The sequence below is a fragment of the Mesorhizobium sp. M0772 genome, assembly GCF_040320135.1.
GTDB lineage: Bacteria > Pseudomonadota > Alphaproteobacteria > Rhizobiales > Rhizobiaceae > Mesorhizobium.
The window spans coordinates 162155-184175 of the sequence record NZ_JAMYPB010000007.1; the positions used below are offsets into that span (position 1 = coordinate 162155).

The window sequence follows — 22021 nt, forward strand, 5'->3', positions numbered from 1 at the left end:
AATGCCGTCATGACGAGTCCGGTCAACAACGCCGCCCGCACCACAGCGCAGTCGCATTTCCGCACACTGCGTCTCGGCACGCCGTTCCAGCCGCGCATTGATGCGCTGGCCAGAACCCAGGACTGGTACAATTGGGCCGGCTATCGCGCGCCGCATTCGCTGTGGGACGAGGAACTCGAATATTTCGCCATTCGCAGCCAGGCGGCTTTGTTCGACATCTCGCCGATGACGAAATACCGCATCGAGGGTCCGGATGCCGAAGCCTTCCTCAACCGCGTCACCTTGCGCGATGTCACCAAGCTGAAACCCGGCCGCGTCCACTACACCGCATGGTGCGACGACGAGAGTTTCGTCCTCGATGACGGCACGCTGTTCCGGCTGTCGCCGACCCGCTTCCGCCTGTGTTCGCAGGAGCGGCACCTGCCCTGGCTGCTCGACAGCGCCATCGGTTTCGAAGTGACCGTCGAGGAAGAGACTGAAAGCGTCGCTGGTCTCGCGCTGCAAGGCCCAACCTCCTTCGCCGTGCTGCGCGAGGCGGGTTTCGCCGGCGTTGAAAAACTCAAAGTGTTCGATCTCGCCGAGTTCCCGCATGACGGTAGCACCGTCACCATCTCGCGCACCGGCTTCACCGGCGATCTCGGCTACGAACTGTTCGTGCCGGCCGAAAAAGCGCTCAGCCTCTGGGACCGCCTGATGACGGCAGGCGAACTGCGCGGCATCCGCGCCATCGGCTACGCCGCCCTCAACCGCGCCCGGCTGGAAGCCGGCCTCATCGTCGCCAATGCCGACTTCACCACCGCCGAGCATGCCATTCGCGCCGACCGTCTGCGCAGGCCGGACGAGATCGGGCTCGGCTTTATGGTCGATTTGGGAAAAGGCCATTTCAATGGCCGCCGCGCCATGCTCGAAGCGCGCGCCAAACGCAAGCTGCGCCATGTGCTGGTCGGGCTGCAGATCGAAGGCAACATCCCGGCCGAACACGCCATCGTCTATCACAAGAAGCATCAGGAGGTCGGGCTGGTCAGCGCCGCCATCTGGTCGCCGATGGCCAAGCGCAATATCGCCATCGCCTCGCTGACGCGTCCCTATGGTGATAGGATGGTCGAAGACCTCTGGGTCGAGATCTACGCAATGCGCGAGTTGCAGTACCAGAAGCTGATGAAGCGGGCCAAGGTGGTGGCCCGTCCCTTCATCAAGCTCGACCGCCGCACCGCCAATCCGCCGGCGGATTTCTGATCATGGCCAACGAACCGGATGATGAGGCGGAAGCCGCCGAACAGTGGCAGCTGGTCAACACGCCGCTCGGCGAAAAATGGTCGGGTCGCGCCCGCTATGCCGCCGCCATGTACTTCTACAAGCGCGGCGAAATGAGCGCCGAGACGCTCGAAGTCTACCGCATCTGCGCGCGGCTGGACTGGGAGAACCCGCTGCCGATGATCAGGGATCGCGGCGGCCAGGATTGGCTGAAGCGCATGGGCGCTTAAGCCTCAGCCTATGGTTCTTTCGAGAACGCTCAGCCAGTTGCGATAGGCGATCTTCTCGATCAACGCGCGTCCGAATCCGCGCGCGGCCAGCGCATCTATCAGCTTCGGCAGACCGGCAACGTCGCCGATGACCGCCGGGATCATGGCGCCGTCGAAATCGGAGCCGAGACCGACGCCGTCCTCGCCCAGCGCCTGCAGCAGCGAGTCGACATGGCGCACCATGATGCCGAGGCTGGTGTCCGAGTTCATCCGTCCGTCTTCGCGCAGGAAGCCGGTGGCGAAGTTGAGCCCGACCATGCCGCCGGTCTCGCGGATAGCGCCGAGCTGCCAGTCCGTCAGGTTGCGCGAATGGGTGCACAGCGCATGCACGTTCGAATGGGTGGCGACCAGCGGCGCATCGCTGAGTGCGGCGACATCGCGAAAGCCCTTTTCGTTGAGATGCGACAGGTCGACCATGATCTTGAGCTGATTGCAGGCCTTGATCAGCGCCTTGCCGGCATCGGTCAGCCCCGGTCCGGTATCGGGCGACGACGGAAAGCGGAACGGGACGCCGTGGCCGAAGGCGTTGGGGCGGCTCCAGACAATGCCGAGCGAGCGCAGGCCGGCTTCGTAGAGCACGTCGAGCAAGGTAAGTTCGGGATCGATCGCCTCGACGCCTTCAATATGAAACACCGCCGCGATCGAACCTTTCGCCATCGCCTCGCGAATGTCACCGGCACTGCGGCAGACGGTCAGCGCCCCCGCTCGCTCCAGCCGAAACAGGATCGAGGCCATGCCGATGGTGGAATTGAGCGCATCAGCGCGCGGCAGTTCCGGCGGCAACGGCTCATTGTCGCTCGGCGCCGGCGGCACCGCAGAGCGTTTGCTCTTCTCGACCGGCGGTGGAAAGATCGCGAACATGCCGCCGGCAAAGCCGCCCTTCTTGGCGCGCGGCAGATCTATATGACCGCCCTGCGTCCCCTCGATGAACAGCTTTTCGACGTCGGTGTCTTTCGACTGGTACAGTCGCAGCAGCGTGTCGTTGTGGCCGTCGAAGACGGGGACGAGATCGGATTCGGTCATCAGGAAGCCATTCGGTCAGTTGGCAGGAGCGGACGAACCGCAGCGAACTGTGTACTTAGGCAAGAAGGCCGAACTGCGCAAATGCCAGAGAGGCGTTCGCTCTTGTGGCTGAGCGACTCCGACCACCTGCCGGTCCCCGCTGCTTCGCAGCGTCCCGGCGTTCGCCGGCCTTTCATCATGCCACCGGCACGATGAATTCGCCTGCCGCGAACCGGCTGCTCACCCCACAAGGGGAGAAGGGAAAAAGGTCTATTGCTTCAGCACATCCGCCCATTCCGGATGGCGGCGGAACTGGGCGTTGGCGAAGGGGCAGAGCGGGATGATCTTCTTGCCCACTGCCCGCGCGTCCTCGACGGCGCGTGTGACAAGCCGAAGGCCGGCGCCCTGGCCGCGAAACACGTCCGGCACTTCGGTGTGATCGATGATGATCTGGTGCTCGCCGACCTTGGTGAAGGTCATTTCCGCCTCGGCGCCACCGGGCCCGCGCAGGACATAACGTCCCTTCGAGCCGCGGTCCTCGAGTTCGATCTCAGGCAATTCGTCAGGCATCGCTTGCTCCTTCAACCGGCGCATCGGCAAAAAGCCGCCTCGCCGCTTCGATCTCGTTTGGTCGAATTTCGTGGCCGCCATCGTGCCACTCCACTGTGACATCGGCGCCATCGGCGCGCAAATAGGCCTCCAGCCGGGATGTCAGGTTGGGCGGGCAGATCGGGTCGCGCTTGCCGGCGGTGACTAGGATGCGGCGTCCGGCAAGGCTGCCCTGCACCTGCGGTTCGAACGGGATCAGCGGGTGCATCAGCACCGCCGCATCGAACAGCTCGGGCGCGGCGAACATTACGGACGCCAGGATGTTGGCGCCGTTGGAATAGCCGAGACCCAAGACCGAAGATGGCCTTGCCGCTATCACCTGCGCCTTGATGAAACCGGCCATCTTGGCGGTCGCCCGCGCGAGGTCGTCCATATCGTAGACGCCCTCGCCGGTGCGGCGGAAGAAACGCGCCGCACCATGCTCGGAAACATCGCCGCGCGGCGATACGATCGTCGCCTGTGGCGCGAGGTCGCGCCCGAGCGACAGCAGCTGGCTCTCGTCCGCGCCGGTGCCGTGAAAGACGAAGAGCAGCGGGCCGCCGGGCGAACCCGGCAGCGCCTTATGGATGTAAGCTTCCTTGCTCATCGTCTCAGCCTTCCAGCTTCTGCAGATGCTCTTCAAGATAGGGCCGCAGATGCTGGTGCTGCGTCGGCAGTTTCAGGGCTTCGCCGAGATGGGCGGTGTCCTCGTCGCGGTCGAAGCCCGGCTCATTGGTAGCGACTTCGAACAGCACGCCGCCCGGCGTTCGGAAGTAGATCGCCCAGAAATAGTCGCGGTCGATCACCGGCGTTACGCCATAACCCGTATCGATCAGCGCCTTGCGCACTTCGAGTTGCTGGGCGCGGTTCTCCACCGCGAAGGCGACATGGTGGACCGAGCCGGCGCCGAGATTGGCAAAGCCCGCGGTAGGCAGCGATTCGATATCTACGACATCAGCGCCGTTGCCGTTCTTGATGGCGAGCCGGCTGACACTGCCGGACTTGTCCACTTGCTCATAGCCCATGAACTTCAACAGCTCTTCCGTGGCGCCACCATCCTTCAATCTGAGCGAGACCGAGTGGAAGCCGCGTATCGCCTCATCAGCGGGAATGCCGCCTTTCAACCATGGCGCGCGGCTGTCCGCCTTGTCTTCGACCAGCGCGAAACCGTCGCCGTCGGGACCGGCGAAGGCCAGCCGCTTCTCGCCGAACGTCTCTTCGCGGGAGACACCCGCAACGCCTTCATCGGCGAAGCGCTTTTCCCAATAGCCGAGCGTGCCGGCCGGCACCGAATAGGCCGTGGTACCGACTTCCCCGACGCCATGGCGGCCCTTGGCAATGTCCGGGAACGGAAAATAGGTCATCACCGAGCCGGGCGTACCGTGCTCGTCACCATAATAGAGGTGATAGACATCTGGCGCGTCGAAGTTGACGGTCTTCTTGACCCGGCGCAGGCCGAGCTTGTGCGTGAAGAAATTATTGTTCTGGCGCGCATCGCCGGCCATCGACGTCACGTGATGCAGGCCCTTGATCTGGTCGAGCATTGTCTTGCTCCTTCCCTTCGGTTTGCGGCTCTTGCCGCTGTCCACGCCTATATGAGTGGCCGCCTGGCAATGGCAAAGGCGGCAAACTCAGAATGGACTGTATCCCAATAGTGAACAGCAGGAAATTTTCGTTCACCATTTAAGCAAGACTGACAGGCTTGCGCTGCCGCCAAATTCCGGTTCATTGAACGTCTTCCCGACGTGACAGGATAGAGCATTGGCCGCGAAAAGCAGACGCCCGAACATCCTATTGATCTCCTGCGACCAATGGCGGGGCGATTGCCTGTCGGCTGCCGGCCATGCCGTGGTGAAGACGCCGAATGCCGATGCGCTCGCCGCCGAAGGCGTCCTTTTCATGCGGCATTACGGCGGCGCGGCGCCCTGCTCGCCGGCCCGCGCGTGCCTCTACACCGGCCTCTACCAGATGAACAATCGCGTCTGCCGCAACGGCACGCCGCTCGACGCCCGCCACGGCAACATGGCGCTATCGGCCCGCGCCCTCGGCTATGATCCGACTTTGTTCGGCTACACCGACGTCTCGCCCGATCCACGCACGATGGCGCCGGGCGATCCCCGGCTGAAAAGCTATGAGGGCGTGCTGCCCGGCTTCAGCGTGCGCCAGTTCCTGCCTGAGCATCAGAAGCCATGGCTGTCGTGGCTGAAGGCACGTGGCGTCGACACCAGCGCGGGCTCTCCCGGCATTCACCGCCCCGTGGGCGGGGAAGCGGGCGACGCCGTGACCAGCGCGCCGCCTGTCTATTCCAGGGACGAGACGCCGACCGCTTTTCTTGCCGGCGAATTCATTCGCTGGCTAGACGAACAGGATGCGCCATGGTTCGCGCATGTCTCCTTCATCAGCCCGCATCCGCCCTTTGTCGTACCGCAGCCCTACAACACTCTGTATGATCCAGCCGATGGTCCTCCCTTCCGCCGCCAGGAAAGTTGGCAGGTGGAAGCTGAGAGCCATCCCTATCTGGCTTACGACCTTGGTCGCCAGAAGCGGAGAAGCTTCCGCCCCGGCACCGACGGCCACGTGCGCGACTGGGGCGAGGACAACATCCGGGCCATCCGCGCGATCTATTACGGCATGATCTCGGAGGTCGACGCGCAGCTTGGCCGCATCTGGCAAGCGGTCAAGAAGGCGAATGCATGGGATGACACCATCATCGTGCTGACTTCGGATCACGCCGAGATGATGGGCGACCATTTCATGCTGGGCAAAGGCGGCTTCTTCGACGGCAGCTATCACATCCCATTGATCGTGCGCGACCCACGACGCGGCAATGCAGCCGGCTCGATCGTCAACCACTTCACCGAGGCAGTCGACATCTTTCCGACTTTGCTCGATCTGCTTGACGCCGACGCCCAGCTGCATCTCGACGGCCGCTCGCTAAAACCGTTCCTGCAAGATGAACCGCCTAAGGATTGGCGCGACGCGGCGCATTGGGAGTTCGACTTCCGCTCGATTGCCAGCGGTGAGGCCGAACGGCATTTCGGCATCGGCTCGCGCCAGTGCAACCTCGCCGTCATCCGTACGGAAAAATTCAAATACGTGCATTTCGGCGGCGGCCTGCCGCCGCTGCTCTTCGACATGGAGAAGGATCCGGGCGAACTGGCCAACGTTGCCGCCGACCCGGCCTATCTCAGCGTGCGGCTTGAATTTGCCGAGCGGCTGCTTGCCTGGCGCGCCGAGCATCTCGACCAGTCGCTGGCGCTTGCAGAGCTGACGGGCCAGGGGGTGGTGGGGTAGGTGGGCAGGCAGTAGGCAGTAGGCAGCAGGCAGCAGGCAGCAGAATGTTTCCGGCGGCCTGATGCCTAGTCGCTTGGTTTTTCGCCTACTGCCTAATCCCTACTGCCTATTCCCTTACTGTACCATCATCCGCTGCTGGTCGCGCTTCTCAGCATAGCTGCCCTTGTCATAGGCGGCCTGCGCCTGCAGCTGCTCCTTGGTGAAGTTGGTGTAGAGATATTTGTTGCCGTCCTTGTCGGTCATGAATTTGAGCTTGTCCATGCCGACCGCGACCTCCTTGGCGCCGATGCCTAGAAAGCCGCCGACATCGATGATGACGGCATCCGGCTTGCTGTCGGGCGTGAGCACGACGTCGCCGATCTCGCCGACCTTGGCGTCGTTGGCGCCATAGACGGTGGTGCCCTTCAGGTCGTCGCCTCTGATGTTACCGACCGGCATTTCGGTCAATGTGGACTTGTCGATCGCTGCCGTTTGCGTCGGATCGGTAGCCTTTGTCCCGGCCGGAGCTTCCGCGGTCTTGTCCGCTGGCTGAGCATTGTCAGCCGGTGCAACGGCCGTCGGGGCAGCCGGAGCAGTCGGCTGCGTCGCGTCGGAGGTTGTCGTCACGGGCGCCGGATCATAGGGCTTCCGGTCGAAATCAGGCTGCGCCTGCAGTTCCTCCTTGGTCGTCTGCGCCACCAGCCAGCGATCGCCGTTCTTTTCGGCCCACCGCGCCTTGGCGAAATCATAGGTGACGTTCTTTTCACCCATGCCGAGGAAGCCGCCGACGCCGATCACCAGCGACTGCGCCTTGCCATCCTTGGTCAGCACGATGTCGTTGACGTCGCCGATATTCTGGGCATCGTCGCCAGTGCCATTGTAGACATTCTCGCCGATGATGTTGGTTGCGAGATTGCCGTCAGCGCGTTTCACCGCCGGTTCTGACGGCGCGGCGTTGAGATCAACGGGCTTCTGCGGGTCGTTCTGCGCCGTGGAAGCAGGCGCCGAGGCCGGATCGTAGGGCTTACGGTCGAAGTCGGGCAGCGCCGTCAACGCTTCTTTCGTCGTCTCGGCGACGAGCCAGCGGTCACCATTCCTCTCGACCCATTGCAACTTGCCGTAGTCGAAGGCGACGTTCTTGCTGCCTATGCCGAGGAAGCCGCCAACGCCGATAATGGCGGATTTCGCCTGGCCGTTTTCATCGAGGACGACGTCGCTGACGTCACCGATCTTCTGCGCATCGTCGCCAGTGCCATTGTACACGGACTCGCCGATGATATTGGTCATCAGCGCGCCGTCGGCCTGTTGCGGCGCCGGCGCGATGGTAGCAGGGGCTTCAGCCGGCGCTGGGGTCGTCGCCGGGGCCGTCGTTGACTGCGCAAACGCACCGGTAGCGATCAGCGTTGCGAGTGCAGTCGTCGCGAACAGTGTGCGGATCATGATTAAGTCTCCTCTTGCGTGATCTCATGCGCGCCGCAATCGGCAAACCACTTGCCGGGAGACCGAAGGCGGCGCCTCCAATGGGATCACAACGTTGTGACAAGGCGCTTGTTCCGAAAAAACGGGAGCATCGAAATACCCTGGGCAAGTCCGCGGAATCGCCCGACATTCCCGCCCGGCCGATGGAACCTTTGCCAAGCTTGCCCGTTTCAGCCTGCGGCTGGCATTCCGGCCGCTAAAAAGAATACGGAGTGGGGCATGCGATTTGCAGCGGTGCTGAACCGGGACGGCGGCACCTTGCGGACCACCGATCTCTCAGCGCTAACCGACCGGATGCGCCAGACGCTCGAGGCGGCTGGTCACTCCATCGAGATCGACATCGTCGCCGGCAAGGAGATTGTCGCGGCGCTCGACAAGGTCGCCGCGCGGCGCGACATCGACGTCGTGCTGGCCGGTGGCGGCGACGGCACCATTTCGGCCGCCGCGGGGCGGCTGATGAATGGCAAGAAGGCGCTGGCCGTCCTGCCTGCAGGAACAATGAACCTGTTCGCCCGCGGCCTTGGAATTCCGCAGACCATCGATGGCGCGCTGAAGTCCTTTGCCGACGGCGAGATTATGGCGGTCGATATCGCGAGCGCGAATGGCCGGCCGTTCGTGCATCAGTTCTCCATCGGCCTGCACGCCAGGATGGTGAAGCTGCGCGACAATATGGAATTCGCCTCGCGCCTGGGAAAGATTCGCGCCTCGGCCAAGGCCGCCTGGACGACGATCAACAATCCTCCAGCGATGAAGGTGACATTGACGGTCGGCGAAGCCGAAATCGTGACCCGCATCAGCGGCATCGGCATTTCCAACAATCTGTTTGGCGAAGGCCATCTGCCTTATGCCGACAATCCTGCCGGCGGCGTGCTCGGCATCTATGTAACCGTGGCGCGGCAGCGTGGCGAGCTGGTCAGGGCGCTCTTCGACATGGCTCGAGGCAGGTGGCGCGACAGCGACCATGTCGAAACCCATCAGGCCGACAAGGCAATCGTGAAAATCCATACAGGGAGCAAGAAATTCGGCGCCGTCATCGACGGCGAACTGGTCAAGCTGGAGCGTGAAACGACAATCCAGATCCACCCTGGCGCACTGAACGTCCTGGTTCCGGCGCAAGCCGCCCAGGCAAAGGCCGCCTGATGCGATTACGAATGACGAGGAAAACCCTAGCCGCCCGACTGCCCCTCGCCGGCTGGCGCGCTCTGGTTGGCCGGCGCGGTCTGGCCGGTGGGCTGCCCCTGGCTTTCAGGGGTATCTGGATCTATCTTTTGGCCATAAATCTCGGCCGCTCCCCAAGCAATGAAAGCCAGGAGCAACGCGGCGACCAATATGCGCAGGCCGTGCCAGCCCCAGCGCCCCTGACGGGCTTTGTTTTCAGGGGCGATCTTGGTCATTGGCGGCGTTCCTGTCGTGCAACCGGAATGGTGGATAAAACCATCGCCGGCGAAACATGGTGGGGTAACGATTGCTTGCTACAAAAGTTCCGGCGCGCGACGGCCGCGCAAGGTGCGCGCCACCGCGGGTGGGGCCCGCAAGCGAGGGGGCTTGGTGGATAGCAAGGTGGCGAAGCAGGCTGGTTTGCCGGTTGAGGTCCGCCGCGCCGTGGCGGCGCCGGAGCGGCTTGCCGTACTGCATAGGCTTGACGCGATCGACACCGACTCCGATCCCGACTTCGATCGCATCACCGGCCTTGCCGCCGCCGTGATGCGGGCGCCGATCGCGCTCGTCACGCTGCTCGACACCGAACGACAGTGGTTCAAATCCTGTGTCGGCTTCAACGAGACCGAAACCGCGACCGACATATCGTTCTGCGCCCATACCATTGCCGCCGGCGACGAGCCGATGGTGGTGCCGGATGCCAGCATCGACCCTCGCTTCTCCCGCAACCCGCTGGTCACCGGCGAACACCATGTCCGCTTTTATGTCGGCGCGCCGATGGTGGTCGCCGGCGCGCGCGTCGGCACGCTGTGCGTACTCGACCGGGAGCCGCATGAATTTCCGTCCGCTGCCGCGCTCGATCATTTGAAATCGCTGGCCAGCCTCGCCGCCAGCCTGTTTACCCTCAAGGACGCCACCCGCAGCGGCGCCATTGCCACGGCTGCTTTGGCGCAGGAGGAAAAGCGCCGAGCCATAGCGCTCGATGCCGCCTCGCTCGCCAGTTGGGCCTGGGATATCCGCACCGACATGATCGAATGCGACGTGCGTTTGTCGGAGCTGTTCAACCTGCCGCGTTCGAACCGGCTGCGGGCGCGCGACATTCTGGCCGCCATCGACCCGCGCGACGTCTACCAGACCGAGACGCGCTTTCGCGATGCCCTGACCGGCAGCGACGACTATTTCGGCGAATACCGGGTCAAAGGCTTCGATCCGCCGCGCTGGATAGTCACCCGCGGCCGCGTCATCGAGCGCGACGGCGAAGGCAAGCCGACGCTGATCTTTGGCGTCAACTACGACATCTCGGAACGCAAGCTCGGCGAGGACCGGCAAAGGCTGCTGCTGCGCGAGCTCAACCATCGGGTCAAGAACACGCTGGCGACGGTGCAGGCGCTGGCGACGCAGACCGTTCGCCACGCTCGCCGCCCAAGCGAATTCCTGGAAGCCTTCGGCGCCAGGCTGCAGGCGCTGGGCGCTGCTCATAACCTGCTGTCGGATCGCGAATGGCGCGGCATCGGTATTCGCGAACTGATGCAGATCGAGGTCAAGCCGTTCGATTCGGCAGAACGGCCGCGCATCGTGATCTCCGGTCCGGATCTGCTGCTTTCGCCCGACCAGGCGGTGGGGCTCGGTTTGATCATGCACGAACTGGCCAGCAACGCGCTGCAATACGGATCGCTGTCGGTTGGCTCGGGGAAGGTCGATGTCGACTGGAAGGCGGCGGGCAAGAAAGGCGCGCGCCGCCTTGTGCTGACCTGGAGCGAAAGCGGTGGGCCGAAAGTCGACCCGCCGGAACGCCAGGGCTTCGGCTCTATCCTGATCCGCCGCAGCCTCGCCAAGGTTTTGTCGAGCGAAGTGACCCACGAATTCCGCAGCGAAGGCGTGTTCGCCGAAATATCGATGCCGCTTGAAGATCTGCCGGCTTAAAGCAATTTCAGAAGTGCGAAGCGGTTTTCCCGGGAACAGCGTATCAGCGCGACGCGCTTTAGTCGGCTTCGCTGTCTGGATCGCCCGGATCCGGTTTGACGTTCTCGCGGTAGATGGCATAGGCCGCGAGCGCGATCATCGGGCCGAGAATGACGCCCTTCCCGCCTTTCCCCTTGAGCAAGGCCGGCAGCACGGCAAGCGCCGCGGTGATACCGAGCGCCTTCAGGTCGGCATTGCGCCTTCGCGCACGTCGGCGTGCACGCGTTCCAGCCGCAAGTTGATGAATGAGCACGATAAGCCCGGCCAGTACCAGGAAACCAGCGGCGAAGCCAAGACAGGCGGCCATCGAGCCATAACGGTCAGCCGCCCAGATGTAGGCCGCCCCCAGGAGAAACCCGAGGCCGCACAGGGCAGCCACGGCGGCGAGCCCGTAGACGATTGCCGCCGTGCGCGCGCGGCGCATGGCGGCAATGGCTTCACCCGAGGCCAACGCCGAGATAAGCGGTGCCAGCATGCCCATCTCTGTCGAAACTAGCGCCGGGCAAGAAGCGCAAACAGGAAGCCGACGCCGGCCGCGATCGCCAGTGAAGTGACCGGCTTCTCGCGCACATTGGCCGTGATCTGGGCCTCAAGATCCTTGGCGTTGCCACGCAGGGTGTCGAAGACGGCTTCACCCTGCGCGCGCAACTGGTCGACGCCTTCGGCAGCAGCGCGCCGCGCCGTGCCGTAACCATGTTCGCCGGTCTTGGCCAATTGCTTGGTCAACTTTTCGATATCCGCCTTCAACTGCCGAATGTCGGCTTCGAGGTCGGCGTTCGTCTGACTTTCGTTGGCGGTTTTTCCTGCGGCAGTTGCCATTCTAAACTCCTTGCGTTTGCTTGGCTTCAAACGCCCGACACACGTCATGGTTCCGAAATCGGAGACCGTATCCATGAAAGGGTGTTTGCAAGTGCGAGTCCAGCCCCAGTTGGAGGCCTGCCTGTCAGATCAGCGGCCGACGGCCTTCACTTGGGCCCTCCCAACGCGCGAGATCCTTCAGCCCCTCCCTGTCTATCACTTCGCAACCGCCGTCGCGCCAGGCGATCAGCTTGCGATCGATGAGCTTGCGGATCGTCTTGTTGGTGTGGACCAGCGATAGGCCGAGCGTATCGGCGACATGCTGCTGGGTAATCGGGATTTGCACCGGCGCTTTGCCGTTGAGCCCGACTATCGCCGCGCGGCTGGCGATGAAGGCAATGAGATAGGCGGTGCGCTCGACCGCCGTGCGCCGACCGACGCTGAGCAGGTTCTCGTCCAGCATGCGCTCCTCGCGCGACGCCAGCCAGGTAATGTCGTAAGCAAGGCCCGGATGGTTGCGGTAGAGCTCGTGCAGGTTTTCACGCTCGAAGACGCACAACAGCATGGGCGACAGCGCCTCGACCGAGTGCTGCATTTCGCCCATCAGGCTGCCCTGCAGCCCGATAAGATCGCCGGGCATGGAGTAGTTCAGGATCTGGCGCCTGCCGTCCGACAATAGTTTGTAGCGGAAGGCCCAGCCCGAAAGCACGGTGTAGAGATGAGCACTTTGGCTGCCTTCGACCAGCACTGTGGCGCCCTTGTCGACGGCCAGTTCGCCCTTCTTGAACATGCTGACATAGGCAAGCTCCTGCTTCTCGAATTCCCGGAACACCGGCAATGGCCGAAGCGGGCAGATCTCGCATGGGTACTGACGGCTGGAAAACGAACGACCATTCTGGCCAGACATTTCGATCCCTCTTTCGAAAGTCTCTTGCCAGAGACTGAGTGCTACGCCTTTGCAAGGCCGCGGTTCCGCTGCCGATGGCATGTCTTTTTTAAATGACAGGATGGCAAATAGCGATCATGACTCGCTACACTCCACTGAGGCGAATTCGAAGCTCGCTTGTGGAGTAGAGCCGGTGGGCGAACTTTTCGGATTAAGGCCCGACCGATCCCCCAAGGTCCGCGATGCGGTTGACTGGAGTCACTGTACCCGATGCTGCAAGAATTGAGGAGAGATTGCCAAGTGCCGCCATTGCTTGAGGGATTGCGAATTCTTGTCTTGGAGGATGAATTCCTGATCGCCATGGATGTCGAGCAGCTTTGCCGCGACCATGGCGCGAACGACGTAGTGATTGCCCGCGCTCTGGCCGAGATCGATGAGCAGAAGGTCGTTGGCGAGTTCGACGCCGCTATCGTGGACCTCATGCTGGGCGGAACGTCCACACTCGATTTCGCCGCGCGGCTGCGCCAATTGGGCCTGCCGTTTGTCTTTGCCTCCGGCTATTCGGACCCGGATGAGATCAAAGTGTCTTTTCCCGGCATCCGCCTGGTCACCAAGCCTTATTCGGGGACCGATCTCGTCGAGGCTCTGGCGGCGGCCTGCGGACGCGCGCCAGTCTGAGATATCTTCGATGCGTATGTGTAGAGAGCCCGGGCCCGAGACGGGCCTCCGCTGTCAGGCAGCGTTTGAACCCGTCACCTGGGACGAGATTGCGTCCGGCCCGTATTCGTCTTCACCGGAGATTTTCAGGATCTCCTGCAACCGCGTGCGGGCCCGGCTGACCCGGCTTTTGATCGTTCCGACCGCACAGCCGCAGATTTCGGCGGCCTCTTCATAGGAAAAGCCTGAAGCGCCGATGAGGATGATGGCTTCGCGCTGGTCCTCGGGGAGTTGCTCGAGCGCGCCGCGGAAATCCTTGAGGTCAAGCTGGCCGTGCTGAGCCGGATGAACGGCAAGCCTGGCCGTCATGATGCCGTCGCTGTCCTGCACCTCGCGGCCGCGCTTGCGCATCTGGGAATAGAACTCGTTGCGCAGGATGGTGAACAGCCATGCCTTGAGATTGGTGCCGGGCTGAAAGCTCTCATGCTTGTCCCAAGCCTTGACCAGCGTCTCCTGCACCAGATCGTCGGCCTTGTCGGCATTCTGCGTCAGCGACACGGCAAAGGCCCGCAGGCTCGGGATCGAGCCGAGCAGGTCGGTCTTGAACCCTTGTGAGACAGCTGCCATGCCTCAGTCCTTCTTCTGTGCAGGTTCGGCCTTTTCCAGTTGGCTGAGCAACTGGGCAAAGCGATCCGGCACATTGTCCGAGACCAGCTCGTCATAATATTGTTTGAGTTTGCGGCCGATTTCCGAATTCGCCCCGAGCGGGTCGCCGGAATTGGCCCGGCGCCTGTCAGCGGCGCCAGCCAGCGTTTCTTTATTCATGTCCTTCATTTCGCCCTTAAATCCAGCGCCCCGAGCCGCCCCATTACACAACGCGAAGCGGCCCCCTCGTCTGGTTGCCCATCGCACCACAAACGTCGCCCGTGCAGTTTCGTTCCACAAGTCTCGGAACTTTTTCGCAAAACCCGCGTTTGGGTGTTGGGGCTTGCAATCAGCTTGACCTGCAATCTATGCAATCACGTCATCTGAGGGAGACGTCTACCATGAGCCTTTCCGCAACCATCGCTCCGCACCTGCCGTTCCTGCGCCGCTTTTCACGCGCCGTATCCGGATCGCAGGAGAGTGGCGATGCGCTGGTCGCCGCGATGCTCGAAGCCATCATCGCCGACGTCGACATCTTCCCCCAGGCGTCAAGCGACCGCATCGCGCTCTACAAGGTATTCGCCAAACTGTTCACCTCCATTGCCATCCGCGTTCCGCAGGAGCAGGCGCAATCGGCATGGGAGCAGCGCGCCGCCGCCAATCTGAACGCCATTGCGCCACGGCCACGCCAGGCTTTCCTGCTGGTCGCGGTCGAAGGCTTCGGTGAAGACGAGGCAGCTGAAATTCTCGATGTCGACGCCAAGGAATTCTCCGAACTGCTTGCCCAGGCGAGCAACGAGATCTCTCGCCAGGTGGCGACCGATGTGCTGATCATCGAGGACGAGCCGCTGATCGCCATGGACATCGAGGAAATGGTCGAGAGCCTCGGCCACCACGTGGTCGGAACCGCGCGCACCCATACCGAGGCGGTGGCGATGTTCGGCAAGACAAGGCCGAAGATGGTGCTGGCCGACATTCAGCTTGCCGATGGCAGCTCGGGTATCGATGCGGTCAACGAAATCCTGTCGTCGACTTCGGTGCCGGTAATCTTCATCACCGCCTTCCCCGAACGTCTGCTGACCGGCGAGCGGCCTGAACCGGCCTTCCTCGTCACCAAGCCGTTCAATCCCGACATGGTCAAGGCGCTGATCAGCCAAGCGCTGTTCTTCGACCGGCAGGCCAAGGCCGCCGCGTGAAGTAGGGCCTTCAATCTCCAACTTTTCGCCGCCTCGCAGCGTTGGCGGCACTGGCGATCGCCTAACCCGGCGATCGGCGGCTGCCCGTCGCGCCGTATGGCGCTCCCGCGCGCGAATCAATTCGCGTCCGGGCCTCTTCCAAAGACCTTCTTTTTCGGCAAATGGTGGAACAAACAGCAATCACTCACGTTCTTGATCCAGTATTGGAAGGAGACAGATCATGCTCTACTGGGCGCTCGTATTTCTCGTCGTGGCGATCATCGCCGGCGCGCTTGGTTTCGGCGGCATCGCCGGTACCTCGGCCGGTATCGCGCAAATATTGTTCTTCATCTTTCTCGCCTTCCTCGTCATCTCGCTTCTGGCCGGCCTGTTCAGACGGGCATCGTAGGAGCGGGCGAAGAACACTGGAAGCCGCACCCCTCAAACGGTTTCCAGCCACCGCCGGGCGATGTCCTCCAACGGGACATCGTCCGGCGGACCTTTTCTGGGGACCTACTCAGGAACTGAGTCCAAGTGAATCGTTCGGTCCTGATCAGGTGGACAGGTGATTGATGCGTTCCATTGGCGGAGGCGAGAGCGGACAGGGCGACGAGGTGATCGCACTGCACCCGGCTGAAAGCGGAATGCAGCTTGGCCGGGCCTTGCTTCACGCTCTGCACAATGCCGGCATTTCCGTCCTCTATCAGGATCGTGAATTGAAGACTGTATGGGCCCGCAACATGCGTGCGCCGTGGGTTTCCGACACAGCCGACAGCAACGGCGCGTTGCCACCGGCGCAAGCTGAGCAAATCGCCGCCGCCAAAAGCAATGTGATCGCTTCCGGCAATCCGGAACGCCTTGAACTGAGTGTTCCCACCGGTGATGGCATGCGCTGGTTCCAGGTATGGGTCGATGCCGATCGGGGCCATCGCGGCGACGTGCAGGGCGTCGTCACCACGATGGTGGAAACCACCGAGCAGAAACGCCGCGAACAGACGCTGAAGACGCTGTTGCGCGAAGTCAGCCACCGCTCCAAGAACCTGTTGGCCATCATCCAGAGTATTGCCACCCAGACCGGCCGCTATTCCGAGACACCCGACGATTTCCTGAAGCGCTTTCGCGGCCGCCTGCAGTCACTGGCTTCCTCCCAGGATCTGGTAACGTCGTCGAACTGGCGGGGTGCAGCACTTCGCGAGCTTATCCGCGGCCAGGTCGTTCGCTACGGCGCCGATCCCGCGCAGAGCCTGCGCTTCAATGGCGTCAACCCCTACCTCAATCCCAACGCGGCCATTCATATTGGACTGGCAATGCACGAACTCGCCGTCAATTCATTCAGCTACGGCGCCCTGGCGCGGCCGGACGGCTTTGTCGAGGTAACCGCCGATCTGTCGAACGTCGCAGAGGCCGCAGACAAGCCTGCTTTGTCGCTGACCTGGGTCGAGGCCATTGTCGCCAATGATAACAGGCGCACCGAGAAACGCTTCGGCAGCGTTGCCCTCGAACGTGTCGTGCCGGCATCGCTGAACGGCACGGCGACGCTGGAGATCACCAGTGACCGCCTCGAATATCGCCTCGTCGTTCCGCACGGCAATTTCGAAACCGAATGAGCGGCGGGATTCCTTAACCGGCTGTTCACCATAAAATCCGATGCTGTGGTTCCCAGAGATTGCTGGATCTTGACCGATTCAACCGATGTTTCGGCCGCAGCCTGCAACGCGAGTATGGGAGGAATGATCATGACGGTTGCCGATATAAACAGGCTGGAGCAGGCCGCCCGGGTGTCGATGAGCGGCTTTCAGGATCCTGACGCTTCAGCCTCGCCTTTGCAGCACGCCTGGCGTCCCTTGCTTCGCGTCGCCGCTGTCGCGCTCGTCGCCGCTGTTGTGCTGATCGTGGCGTCGCAATTGGTCTGAGCCAGATGCTCAGGTTCACGCTGCTCCCAAGCAGCCTGGCTCAGAAACTGTCCAGCTCGTAGCCGACCAATTATTAACGCCCCTTTCGGCACAGGAACTTTGACGGCTGTGGACCGTTCTTATGGCGAGAGGACGTGTCGCCGTGGAACACATCGCCGCTTTGCTTTTGGTAATTGGCTGTTCGAACAACATGACCGAATGCCGTGAACTGCCGGTGCCGGTCAGTGTTTTCGAAACCGCCGAAGCATGCACGGCAGAACGTCCATTCGCTGCCGGCGACGTGCAGGGTCAGGCCGAGCACGTCGTTGCCAAATGTCTTACGGTCGACCCCGCGCTGGAAGATGATTACGACCAGATCGTCTGGAACGTGCGCCCGGACGGCACCCTCGACGCGTCTTTGCAGATTTCCAGTGTCGTGGTCGCGTCGAACGCCACGCGCCGCGAAAAAGACTCTCTTAGCCAACAATAAGATCGAGCGGGCAAAGGCTGCTGTTTCGTGCTAAATAGCGGCTGGAGCTTACTAAAGTGAGGACAAAAGTGAGGAGAGATTCTATGCGGAAATTGATTATTGCCATGGTTGCGGTGGTCGCCGTCAGCGGCTGCAGCACGACCGAGCAGGATGTCGGTGTCGGCGCCGGTGTCGGTGCTTTGGCCGGCGGACTGATCGGCGGCGGCAAGGGTGCGCTGATCGGCGCAGCCGTTGGCGCCGGTTCCGGCCTGCTGGTGCGCAACCTGCGCAACGGCTATTGCCAGTATCGCGACAATCGCGGCCGGCTCTACACCGCTCGCTGCTGATCCGCTTCAAAAGCGTCAGACAATCGCGACGGAGACCGGTCAGCCGGTCTCCGTTTGTTTGACTGCATCAGGCTGCGGGATCCTGATTTCCACCGTAAGCCCATCGGCGCGAAAATCTCGGGCAATCGTGCCGCGCAATTCGCGCGTGACATTGAGGTCGATCAGCTTGGTGCCGAAGCCGGTCTTCGCCGGCGCTTCGAGTTCCTTCTGCCCGGCCTCGCGCCAGTTCAGAACCAGCATCCGCTCGGACCCGCGCCCCTCGAACGACCAGTCGACCTTCAGCGCACCCACGGAATTGCCGGCCTCGCCATACTTCAGCGCATTCGTCGCCAGTTCGTGAAAGGTCAGGCCAAGCGCCTGCGTCGTCCTCTCGTCGAGCAGCACCTGAGGCCCTGACAATATCCCTTCCGGAAGCTCCTTGCCGAACACCTGGCCGAGCTCGATGCGCAGCAGGTCGCCAAGATCGGCCTTCTGCCAGCGCGAACGCGTCAGCATATCCTGGGAAGCCGCCATTGCCTGCAGGCGGGCTGAGAAGGAAGTTGAGAACTCCTTCACGTCGGTTGCTTGCGCTGCCGTCTGGCGCGCAATCGCCAGCACCCGCGTGATCGAATTCTTGATCCGATGCTTCATCTCCTGCAGCATCAAATCCTTTTCGAGCAGGCTTTTTTCCGTCGTTTCATGCAGCAGCGACTTGGCGTCGTAGGCGCGCTCCTGGTAGCGCGCCACCAACGCGATGGCCCCGGCCAGAAGCAGGCCGAACAGCCCGAGCATGACCGGAATGGCGCGCGAGGACGGTTGCGAAAATGCACTTGTCGGCCGGAACAGCACCGTCCACGGCCGACCGGCGACGATGATCTTGCGCGTCACCAACAGCCTGTCGCCAAAGCTCGCAACCGGCGGCGTTTCCGACTGGAACAGAAGATTGTCGGCGTCGGCCGTGCCGTCATAGACCGCGGTGTTGACCGGCAGCAAAGGCGTGCGGCTGAGCGCGGTCTGGAACAGGTCGCGGGCGCGGAAGGCCGCGTAGAGAAGGCCTGATGTCGATGATCTGGACGCATTGATACCATCCGGCGCGGTTTCGACATTGAGCCTGACGAAGACCAGGAAACCGGTAAAGGTCTGCGCCGCGCCAGTGTCCTGGCCGAGCTGGACCAGACCGCTTGCGTGCTGTGCGTCATCGGCCATCGCTTTTTCGATCGCCTCGCGCCGCACCGGCTCGGTGAACATGTCGTAGCCGATGGTGGATTCGTTGGCAGGGTCGAGCGGCTCGAACAGCACGACGGGCGTGCGCCATGGCTGTGTCGTGTCCGGATAGACCGTGTGGGCGGCGCCGCGGTCGCGCAACATGTCGCGCTCGACCGCCGCTTCGTCACCGGTCTTGGCCAGCCTGAGATAGCCGATGCCGCGCAGGCCGGCGAAATTGTTATCGACATCGAGGGCGCTGAAGAAGGCCTTGAATTCGCTACCTGAAATCTCGCCATTGCGGGCGTCGAACAGCGCCTGCGTCGAGCGCAGCAGTGACAGATGCAGATCGATACGGCTTTCGATGCGGTTGAGCGCGTCGTCGGCCGTCGCCTCGAACTTGATGCGCGCCGCTTCCTGGGTCGCGAAATAGGCGAAGCCCGCCATCGTCAGGCTGATCAGTGCAACGGCAATGAAGGCAAGGATCGGGAAAAACTTCTTCAACGCAGGCCCATGGACGGTTCGGGACCTTTATGGGCAAGTCGCCGCGGCAAGACAATGGCGCGGCCAAGCCATAATGACAGCTGGCATATCATGCATATTTAGCCGGCTTATCGATCTCGAGCATCAGTGAACATGACAGCTGACGATAGCGTGGTCTCAGGCCGCGATCTTCAGCGCACCCGGACCGGGAATGGCGCCGGGCGGGCACTTTCCCAGGATGATCATGCCGAGCACTTCGTCCTGCGTCACATCGGTGGTGAGCGCGGTGCCGACGACCTGGCCGTTCTTCATTACGCAGACCCGGTCGGCAAGCTCGAACACGTCGTGAATGTCGTGGCTGATCAGGAAAATGCCGATGCCGTCGGCCTTGAGCTGCTTTACCAGTTCGCCGACCTGCGCCGTCTCCTGCGGCCCAAGCGCGGCCGTCGGTTCGTCCATGATCAGGATGCGGGCGTTGAACAGGATGGCGCGTGCGATCGCCACCGACTGGCGCTGGCCGCCCGATAGCTTGATCACGGGCTCCTTGAAGCGCTGGAAGCGCGGATTGAGCCGGCCCATCACCTTGCGCGCCTCGGCCTCCATGGCGACATCGTCGAGTGTCCCCCACGCGGTCATCAGTTCGCGGCCGAGGAAGAGGTTGGCGGCAGCGTCGACATTGTCGGCCAGCGCAAGCGTCTGGTAGATCGTTTCGATGCCGTATTTCTTGGCGTCGCGCGGATTGGAGATCGAGGCCTCCTGGCCGTTGACCAAGATCTGGCCGGCATCGCGCTTGTAGGCGCCCGACAGGATCTTGATCAGCGTCGACTTACCGGCGCCGTTGTGGCCAAGCAGCGCCACCACTTCGCCCGGGAAAAGATCGATGGACGCATCGTCGACGGCGCGAATGCCACCGAACGCGATCGAGATGTTGCGCATGTCGATCAGTGGCGTACCGGTGGGAGCAGTTTTTTCCATAATCGTTCCTCCCTAGACGCGCTTGCGGTAGACGGTGTCGAGCCAGACGGCGATGACCAGGACAGCGCCAACGACAATGCTCTGCAGCGGCGAGTCGATGCCGAGCAGCACCATGCCGGATTGCAGCGACTGCATCAGTAGCGCGCCGAGCATGGCGCCCATCACCGTTCCGGCGCCGCCCGCGAGCGACGTGCCGCCGATGACAGCGGCCGCGATCACCAAAAGCTCGTCCAGTGTGCCCAGCGCATTGGTTGACGCATTGAGACGGGCCGACGAGATCGCCGCGCTGATTGCAGCCAGCACACCCATGATCATGAACACCTTCATGGTCACCCAGCGCGTGTTGATGCCGGCGAGTTCCGCTGCCTCCGGATTGCCCCCGATGGCGAAGACATAGCGGCCGAAACGCGTGCGCTTGGTGATGAACGTCATGATGATGCCGACAATCACCGCCATTAGCACCGGTATGGCGATGCCATGCGCGATGAACAGCCCGCCTTCGGGAACGGTGATGCCGTTCTGCTGTGCGTACTGGCGCACGATGCCGATCGGCCATGGATAGGAATTGGCGATCCACACGGCGCCGAGGATGGCCGCGCAAGTGACCACGCCAAGCAAGGTCTCGGCCCAGACGGGGCGCAGTGGAAAGCTGAAGCGCTTGCGCTGTGAGCGACCGTTGAGCAGCGCGAAGGCGACCGCCGTGCAGGCGACGATGCCGACGATCCAGCTGGCAGCGGCGCCAATCGAGCCGCGTGGTCCGCCGCCCATCAGCTGGAAGGTGGCGTCGAGTGGCGCGACCGTGCGCCCGCTGGTGATGAGCCATGCCATGCCACGCCAGACCAGCAGGCCACCAAGCGTCACGATGAAGGCCGGAACCTGCATATAGGCGATGATGAAGCCCTGGAACGCGCCGATCAGCAGACCAAGCACCACGCCGGCGGCAAGCGCGACGACCCAGAGCCAGGGGTTTCCAAGCTGGAAGCCGATGACGCGAATCAGGAATTCGGCCTGTGCCACGCCCATGATCATGCCGATCACGCCTTCGACGGAGCCCACCGAAAGGTCGATGTTGCGCATCACGATGACCAATACCATGCCGGTCGCCATGATCGCGACCGAGGACGTCTGCACGGACAGGTTCCAAAGATTGCGCGGCGTCAGGAAAAGCCCACCCGACAGGATATGTATGCCGACCCAGATGACCAGCAGCGCGCCGACCATGCCGAGCATGCGCGTGTCGAGCTCGGTCGCTTTCAGGAACCGGGCGACCGCGCCGAGTTCAGACGCTCGTGCCGTATCGGCCTGCGGATTTGAGGTCGTGTCGGTCATGATGTCCTCCAGCGGCTTGCCGTCTGGCGCGGATGCCGGACCACAGCCTAGAAGTTTGCCGCCGATGGCGGAAACACACAATTCTCGTAGAGAAAACGCCCCCGCGATACCCCCGCCGCGCCACCATTATTAAAATTGTCGACCTAAGGTGGCACGCCCGCCGCGGCCGGCGGCGCCCCCCCGGCCCCCAGGGGGCGT

At 62.6% G+C, this 22021-nt stretch carries 26 protein-coding genes; 12 read left to right on the forward strand and 14 right to left on the reverse strand.

The window, feature by feature from the left end; genetic code table 11:
• The first annotated feature begins 9 nt into the window (after nt 1-9).
• Both NKI06_RS07235 and NKI06_RS07240 read left to right on the forward strand, forming a co-directional pair.
• Nucleotides 10-1236 (forward strand): aminomethyl transferase family protein, encoded by a 1227-nt coding sequence (locus NKI06_RS07235; RefSeq protein WP_352984641.1) that lies wholly within the window; start codon nt 10-12, stop codon nt 1234-1236.
• A 2-nt stretch (nt 1237-1238) separates the two neighbouring features.
• Nucleotides 1239-1484: a hypothetical protein gene (locus tag NKI06_RS07240; RefSeq protein WP_023670081.1), complete on the forward strand. Its 246-nt coding sequence runs from the start codon at nt 1239-1241 to the stop codon at nt 1482-1484.
• Nucleotides 1485-1487: 3 nt separating this feature from the next.
• Here NKI06_RS07240 and NKI06_RS07245 read toward each other — a convergent pair whose 3' ends face one another.
• The 4 genes from NKI06_RS07245 to NKI06_RS07260 form a co-directional block, all read right to left on the reverse strand.
• Nucleotides 1488-2546 (reverse strand): dipeptidase, encoded by a 1059-nt coding sequence (locus NKI06_RS07245; protein WP_352984643.1) that lies wholly within the window; start codon nt 2544-2546, stop codon nt 1488-1490.
• Nucleotides 2547-2795: 249 nt separating this feature from the next.
• Nucleotides 2796-3095 carry a GNAT family N-acetyltransferase gene (locus NKI06_RS07250; protein WP_023683956.1) on the reverse strand — a complete coding sequence of 100 codons (300 nt, stop codon included), beginning with the start codon at nt 3093-3095 and terminating at the stop codon, nt 2796-2798.
• Nucleotides 3088-3720, reverse strand: a complete 633-nt coding sequence (locus tag NKI06_RS07255; protein WP_023734636.1) for an alpha/beta hydrolase — start codon at nt 3718-3720, stop codon at nt 3088-3090. Before NKI06_RS07255 ends, NKI06_RS07250 begins: the two co-directional genes overlap by 8 nt.
• Before the next feature lie 4 nt (nt 3721-3724).
• Complete coding sequence (locus tag NKI06_RS07260) at nt 3725-4657, reverse strand: VOC family protein (protein ID WP_352984646.1); 933 nt, start codon at nt 4655-4657, stop codon at nt 3725-3727.
• A gap of 217 nt (nt 4658-4874) precedes the next feature.
• On the opposite strand from NKI06_RS07260, the gene NKI06_RS07265 reads away from it, so the two are divergent.
• Nucleotides 4875-6407: an alkaline phosphatase family protein gene (locus NKI06_RS07265; protein WP_352984648.1), complete on the forward strand. Its 1533-nt coding sequence runs from the start codon at nt 4875-4877 to the stop codon at nt 6405-6407.
• A gap of 114 nt (nt 6408-6521) precedes the next feature.
• Here the strand turns inward: NKI06_RS07265 and NKI06_RS07270 are convergent, their stop codons facing one another.
• On the reverse strand, nt 6522-7826 hold the full coding sequence (locus NKI06_RS07270; protein ID WP_023708587.1) for a PRC-barrel domain-containing protein: 1305 nt from the start codon (nt 7824-7826) through the stop codon (nt 6522-6524).
• A 258-nt stretch (nt 7827-8084) separates the two neighbouring features.
• Here NKI06_RS07270 and NKI06_RS07275 point away from each other — a divergent pair, with 258 nt between their 5' ends.
• On the forward strand, nt 8085-9005 hold the full coding sequence (locus tag NKI06_RS07275; protein WP_023670088.1) for a diacylglycerol/lipid kinase family protein: 921 nt from the start codon (nt 8085-8087) through the stop codon (nt 9003-9005).
• A 26-nt stretch (nt 9006-9031) separates the two neighbouring features.
• Here the strand turns inward: NKI06_RS07275 and NKI06_RS07280 are convergent, their stop codons facing one another.
• Nucleotides 9032-9259 carry a hypothetical protein gene (locus NKI06_RS07280; protein ID WP_023696424.1) on the reverse strand — a complete coding sequence of 76 codons (228 nt, stop codon included), beginning with the start codon at nt 9257-9259 and terminating at the stop codon, nt 9032-9034.
• 166 nt (nt 9260-9425) lie between these two features.
• Between NKI06_RS07280 and NKI06_RS07285 the strand changes: the two genes are divergently transcribed.
• Nucleotides 9426-10946, forward strand: coding sequence for a sensor histidine kinase (locus tag NKI06_RS07285; RefSeq protein WP_502900576.1), 1521 nt, complete (start codon nt 9426-9428; stop codon nt 10944-10946).
• A 58-nt stretch (nt 10947-11004) separates the two neighbouring features.
• Here the strand turns inward: NKI06_RS07285 and NKI06_RS07290 are convergent, their stop codons facing one another.
• From NKI06_RS07290 to NKI06_RS07300, 3 genes are all read right to left on the reverse strand, one after another.
• On the reverse strand, nt 11005-11466 hold the full coding sequence (locus NKI06_RS07290; RefSeq protein ID WP_023683962.1) for a hypothetical protein: 462 nt from the start codon (nt 11464-11466) through the stop codon (nt 11005-11007).
• 11 nt (nt 11467-11477) lie between these two features.
• Nucleotides 11478-11804, reverse strand: a complete 327-nt coding sequence (locus tag NKI06_RS07295; RefSeq protein ID WP_352511872.1) for an ElaB/YgaM/YqjD family protein — start codon at nt 11802-11804, stop codon at nt 11478-11480.
• A 124-nt stretch (nt 11805-11928) separates the two neighbouring features.
• A complete protein-coding gene (locus NKI06_RS07300; protein ID WP_352984654.1) occupies nt 11929-12690 on the reverse strand; it encodes a Crp/Fnr family transcriptional regulator in 762 nt (253 codons plus the stop codon).
• A gap of 249 nt (nt 12691-12939) precedes the next feature.
• Between NKI06_RS07300 and NKI06_RS07305 the strand changes: the two genes are divergently transcribed.
• Nucleotides 12940-13347 (forward strand): response regulator, encoded by a 408-nt coding sequence (locus tag NKI06_RS07305; protein ID WP_352511875.1) that lies wholly within the window; start codon nt 12940-12942, stop codon nt 13345-13347.
• A 54-nt stretch (nt 13348-13401) separates the two neighbouring features.
• Here the strand turns inward: NKI06_RS07305 and NKI06_RS07310 are convergent, their stop codons facing one another.
• The gene (locus tag NKI06_RS07310) at nt 13402-13953 is read right to left on the reverse strand and encodes a sigma-70 family RNA polymerase sigma factor (protein ID WP_023670095.1); all 552 of its coding nucleotides are present in this window, start codon (nt 13951-13953) and stop codon (nt 13402-13404) included.
• Between the two features lie 3 nt (nt 13954-13956).
• The gene (locus NKI06_RS07315; protein ID WP_023670096.1) at nt 13957-14160 is read right to left on the reverse strand and encodes a NepR family anti-sigma factor; all 204 of its coding nucleotides are present in this window, start codon (nt 14158-14160) and stop codon (nt 13957-13959) included.
• Between the two features lie 212 nt (nt 14161-14372).
• On the opposite strand from NKI06_RS07315, the gene NKI06_RS07320 reads away from it, so the two are divergent.
• From NKI06_RS07320 to NKI06_RS07345, 6 genes are all read left to right on the forward strand, one after another.
• Nucleotides 14373-15167 carry a response regulator gene (locus NKI06_RS07320; RefSeq protein ID WP_023670097.1) on the forward strand — a complete coding sequence of 265 codons (795 nt, stop codon included), beginning with the start codon at nt 14373-14375 and terminating at the stop codon, nt 15165-15167.
• Nucleotides 15168-15387: 220 nt separating this feature from the next.
• On the forward strand, nt 15388-15555 hold the full coding sequence (locus NKI06_RS07325; protein ID WP_023670098.1) for a DUF1328 domain-containing protein: 168 nt from the start codon (nt 15388-15390) through the stop codon (nt 15553-15555).
• Nucleotides 15556-15718: 163 nt separating this feature from the next.
• Nucleotides 15719-16753 (forward strand): sensor histidine kinase, encoded by a 1035-nt coding sequence (locus NKI06_RS07330; protein ID WP_023670099.1) that lies wholly within the window; start codon nt 15719-15721, stop codon nt 16751-16753.
• 129 nt (nt 16754-16882) lie between these two features.
• On the forward strand, nt 16883-17059 hold the full coding sequence (locus NKI06_RS07335) for a hypothetical protein (protein ID WP_352511876.1): 177 nt from the start codon (nt 16883-16885) through the stop codon (nt 17057-17059).
• A gap of 142 nt (nt 17060-17201) precedes the next feature.
• Nucleotides 17202-17528 (forward strand): hypothetical protein, encoded by a 327-nt coding sequence (locus NKI06_RS07340; RefSeq protein WP_023670101.1) that lies wholly within the window; start codon nt 17202-17204, stop codon nt 17526-17528.
• Nucleotides 17529-17611: 83 nt separating this feature from the next.
• The gene (locus NKI06_RS07345) at nt 17612-17854 is read left to right on the forward strand and encodes a YMGG-like glycine zipper-containing protein (protein ID WP_023670102.1); all 243 of its coding nucleotides are present in this window, start codon (nt 17612-17614) and stop codon (nt 17852-17854) included.
• 39 nt (nt 17855-17893) lie between these two features.
• Here the strand turns inward: NKI06_RS07345 and NKI06_RS07350 are convergent, their stop codons facing one another.
• From NKI06_RS07350 to NKI06_RS07360, 3 genes are all read right to left on the reverse strand, one after another.
• Nucleotides 17894-19540: a CHASE domain-containing protein gene (locus tag NKI06_RS07350; RefSeq protein WP_352511878.1), complete on the reverse strand. Its 1647-nt coding sequence runs from the start codon at nt 19538-19540 to the stop codon at nt 17894-17896.
• Nucleotides 19541-19696: 156 nt separating this feature from the next.
• A complete protein-coding gene (locus NKI06_RS07355) occupies nt 19697-20494 on the reverse strand; it encodes an ATP-binding cassette domain-containing protein (RefSeq protein ID WP_023683966.1) in 798 nt (265 codons plus the stop codon).
• A gap of 12 nt (nt 20495-20506) precedes the next feature.
• Nucleotides 20507-21823 carry a sugar ABC transporter permease gene (locus NKI06_RS07360; RefSeq protein ID WP_352984656.1) on the reverse strand — a complete coding sequence of 439 codons (1317 nt, stop codon included), beginning with the start codon at nt 21821-21823 and terminating at the stop codon, nt 20507-20509.
• Nucleotides 21824-22021: the final 198 nt, after the last annotated feature.

Bases quoted from the DNA above. Each gene is read 5' to 3' on its own strand.
- NKI06_RS07320 (WP_023670097.1), top strand. From the start codon at position 14,373: ATGAGCCTTTCCGCAACCATCGCTCCGCACCTGCCGTTCCTGCGCCGC.
- NKI06_RS07315 (WP_023670096.1), bottom strand. From the start codon at position 14,160: ATGAAGGACATGAATAAAGAAACGCTGGCTGGCGCCGCTGACAGGCGC.
- NKI06_RS07355 (WP_023683966.1), bottom strand. From the start codon at position 20,494: ATGGAAAAAACTGCTCCCACCGGTACGCCACTGATCGACATGCGCAAC.
- NKI06_RS07245 (WP_352984643.1), bottom strand. From the start codon at position 2,546: ATGACCGAATCCGATCTCGTCCCCGTCTTCGACGGCCACAACGACACG.
- NKI06_RS07235 (WP_352984641.1), top strand. From the start codon at position 10: ATGACGAGTCCGGTCAACAACGCCGCCCGCACCACAGCGCAGTCGCAT.
- NKI06_RS07335 (WP_352511876.1), top strand. From the start codon at position 16,883: ATGACGGTTGCCGATATAAACAGGCTGGAGCAGGCCGCCCGGGTGTCG.
- NKI06_RS07325 (WP_023670098.1), top strand. From the start codon at position 15,388: ATGCTCTACTGGGCGCTCGTATTTCTCGTCGTGGCGATCATCGCCGGC.
- NKI06_RS07310 (WP_023670095.1), bottom strand. From the start codon at position 13,953: ATGGCAGCTGTCTCACAAGGGTTCAAGACCGACCTGCTCGGCTCGATC.
- NKI06_RS07280 (WP_023696424.1), bottom strand. From the start codon at position 9,259: ATGACCAAGATCGCCCCTGAAAACAAAGCCCGTCAGGGGCGCTGGGGC.
- NKI06_RS07255 (WP_023734636.1), bottom strand. From the start codon at position 3,720: ATGAGCAAGGAAGCTTACATCCATAAGGCGCTGCCGGGTTCGCCCGGC.
- NKI06_RS07330 (WP_023670099.1), top strand. From the start codon at position 15,719: ATGCGTTCCATTGGCGGAGGCGAGAGCGGACAGGGCGACGAGGTGATC.
- NKI06_RS07290 (WP_023683962.1), bottom strand. From the start codon at position 11,466: ATGGGCATGCTGGCACCGCTTATCTCGGCGTTGGCCTCGGGTGAAGCC.
- NKI06_RS07305 (WP_352511875.1), top strand. From the start codon at position 12,940: ATGCTGCAAGAATTGAGGAGAGATTGCCAAGTGCCGCCATTGCTTGAG.
- NKI06_RS07260 (WP_352984646.1), bottom strand. From the start codon at position 4,657: ATGCTCGACCAGATCAAGGGCCTGCATCACGTGACGTCGATGGCCGGC.
- NKI06_RS07300 (WP_352984654.1), bottom strand. From the start codon at position 12,690: ATGTCTGGCCAGAATGGTCGTTCGTTTTCCAGCCGTCAGTACCCATGC.
- NKI06_RS07345 (WP_023670102.1), top strand. From the start codon at position 17,612: ATGCGGAAATTGATTATTGCCATGGTTGCGGTGGTCGCCGTCAGCGGC.
- NKI06_RS07275 (WP_023670088.1), top strand. From the start codon at position 8,085: ATGCGATTTGCAGCGGTGCTGAACCGGGACGGCGGCACCTTGCGGACC.
- NKI06_RS07295 (WP_352511872.1), bottom strand. From the start codon at position 11,804: ATGGCAACTGCCGCAGGAAAAACCGCCAACGAAAGTCAGACGAACGCC.
- NKI06_RS07270 (WP_023708587.1), bottom strand. From the start codon at position 7,826: ATGATCCGCACACTGTTCGCGACGACTGCACTCGCAACGCTGATCGCT.
- NKI06_RS07240 (WP_023670081.1), top strand. From the start codon at position 1,239: ATGGCCAACGAACCGGATGATGAGGCGGAAGCCGCCGAACAGTGGCAG.
- NKI06_RS07360 (WP_352984656.1), bottom strand. From the start codon at position 21,823: ATGACCGACACGACCTCAAATCCGCAGGCCGATACGGCACGAGCGTCT.
- NKI06_RS07250 (WP_023683956.1), bottom strand. From the start codon at position 3,095: ATGCCTGACGAATTGCCTGAGATCGAACTCGAGGACCGCGGCTCGAAG.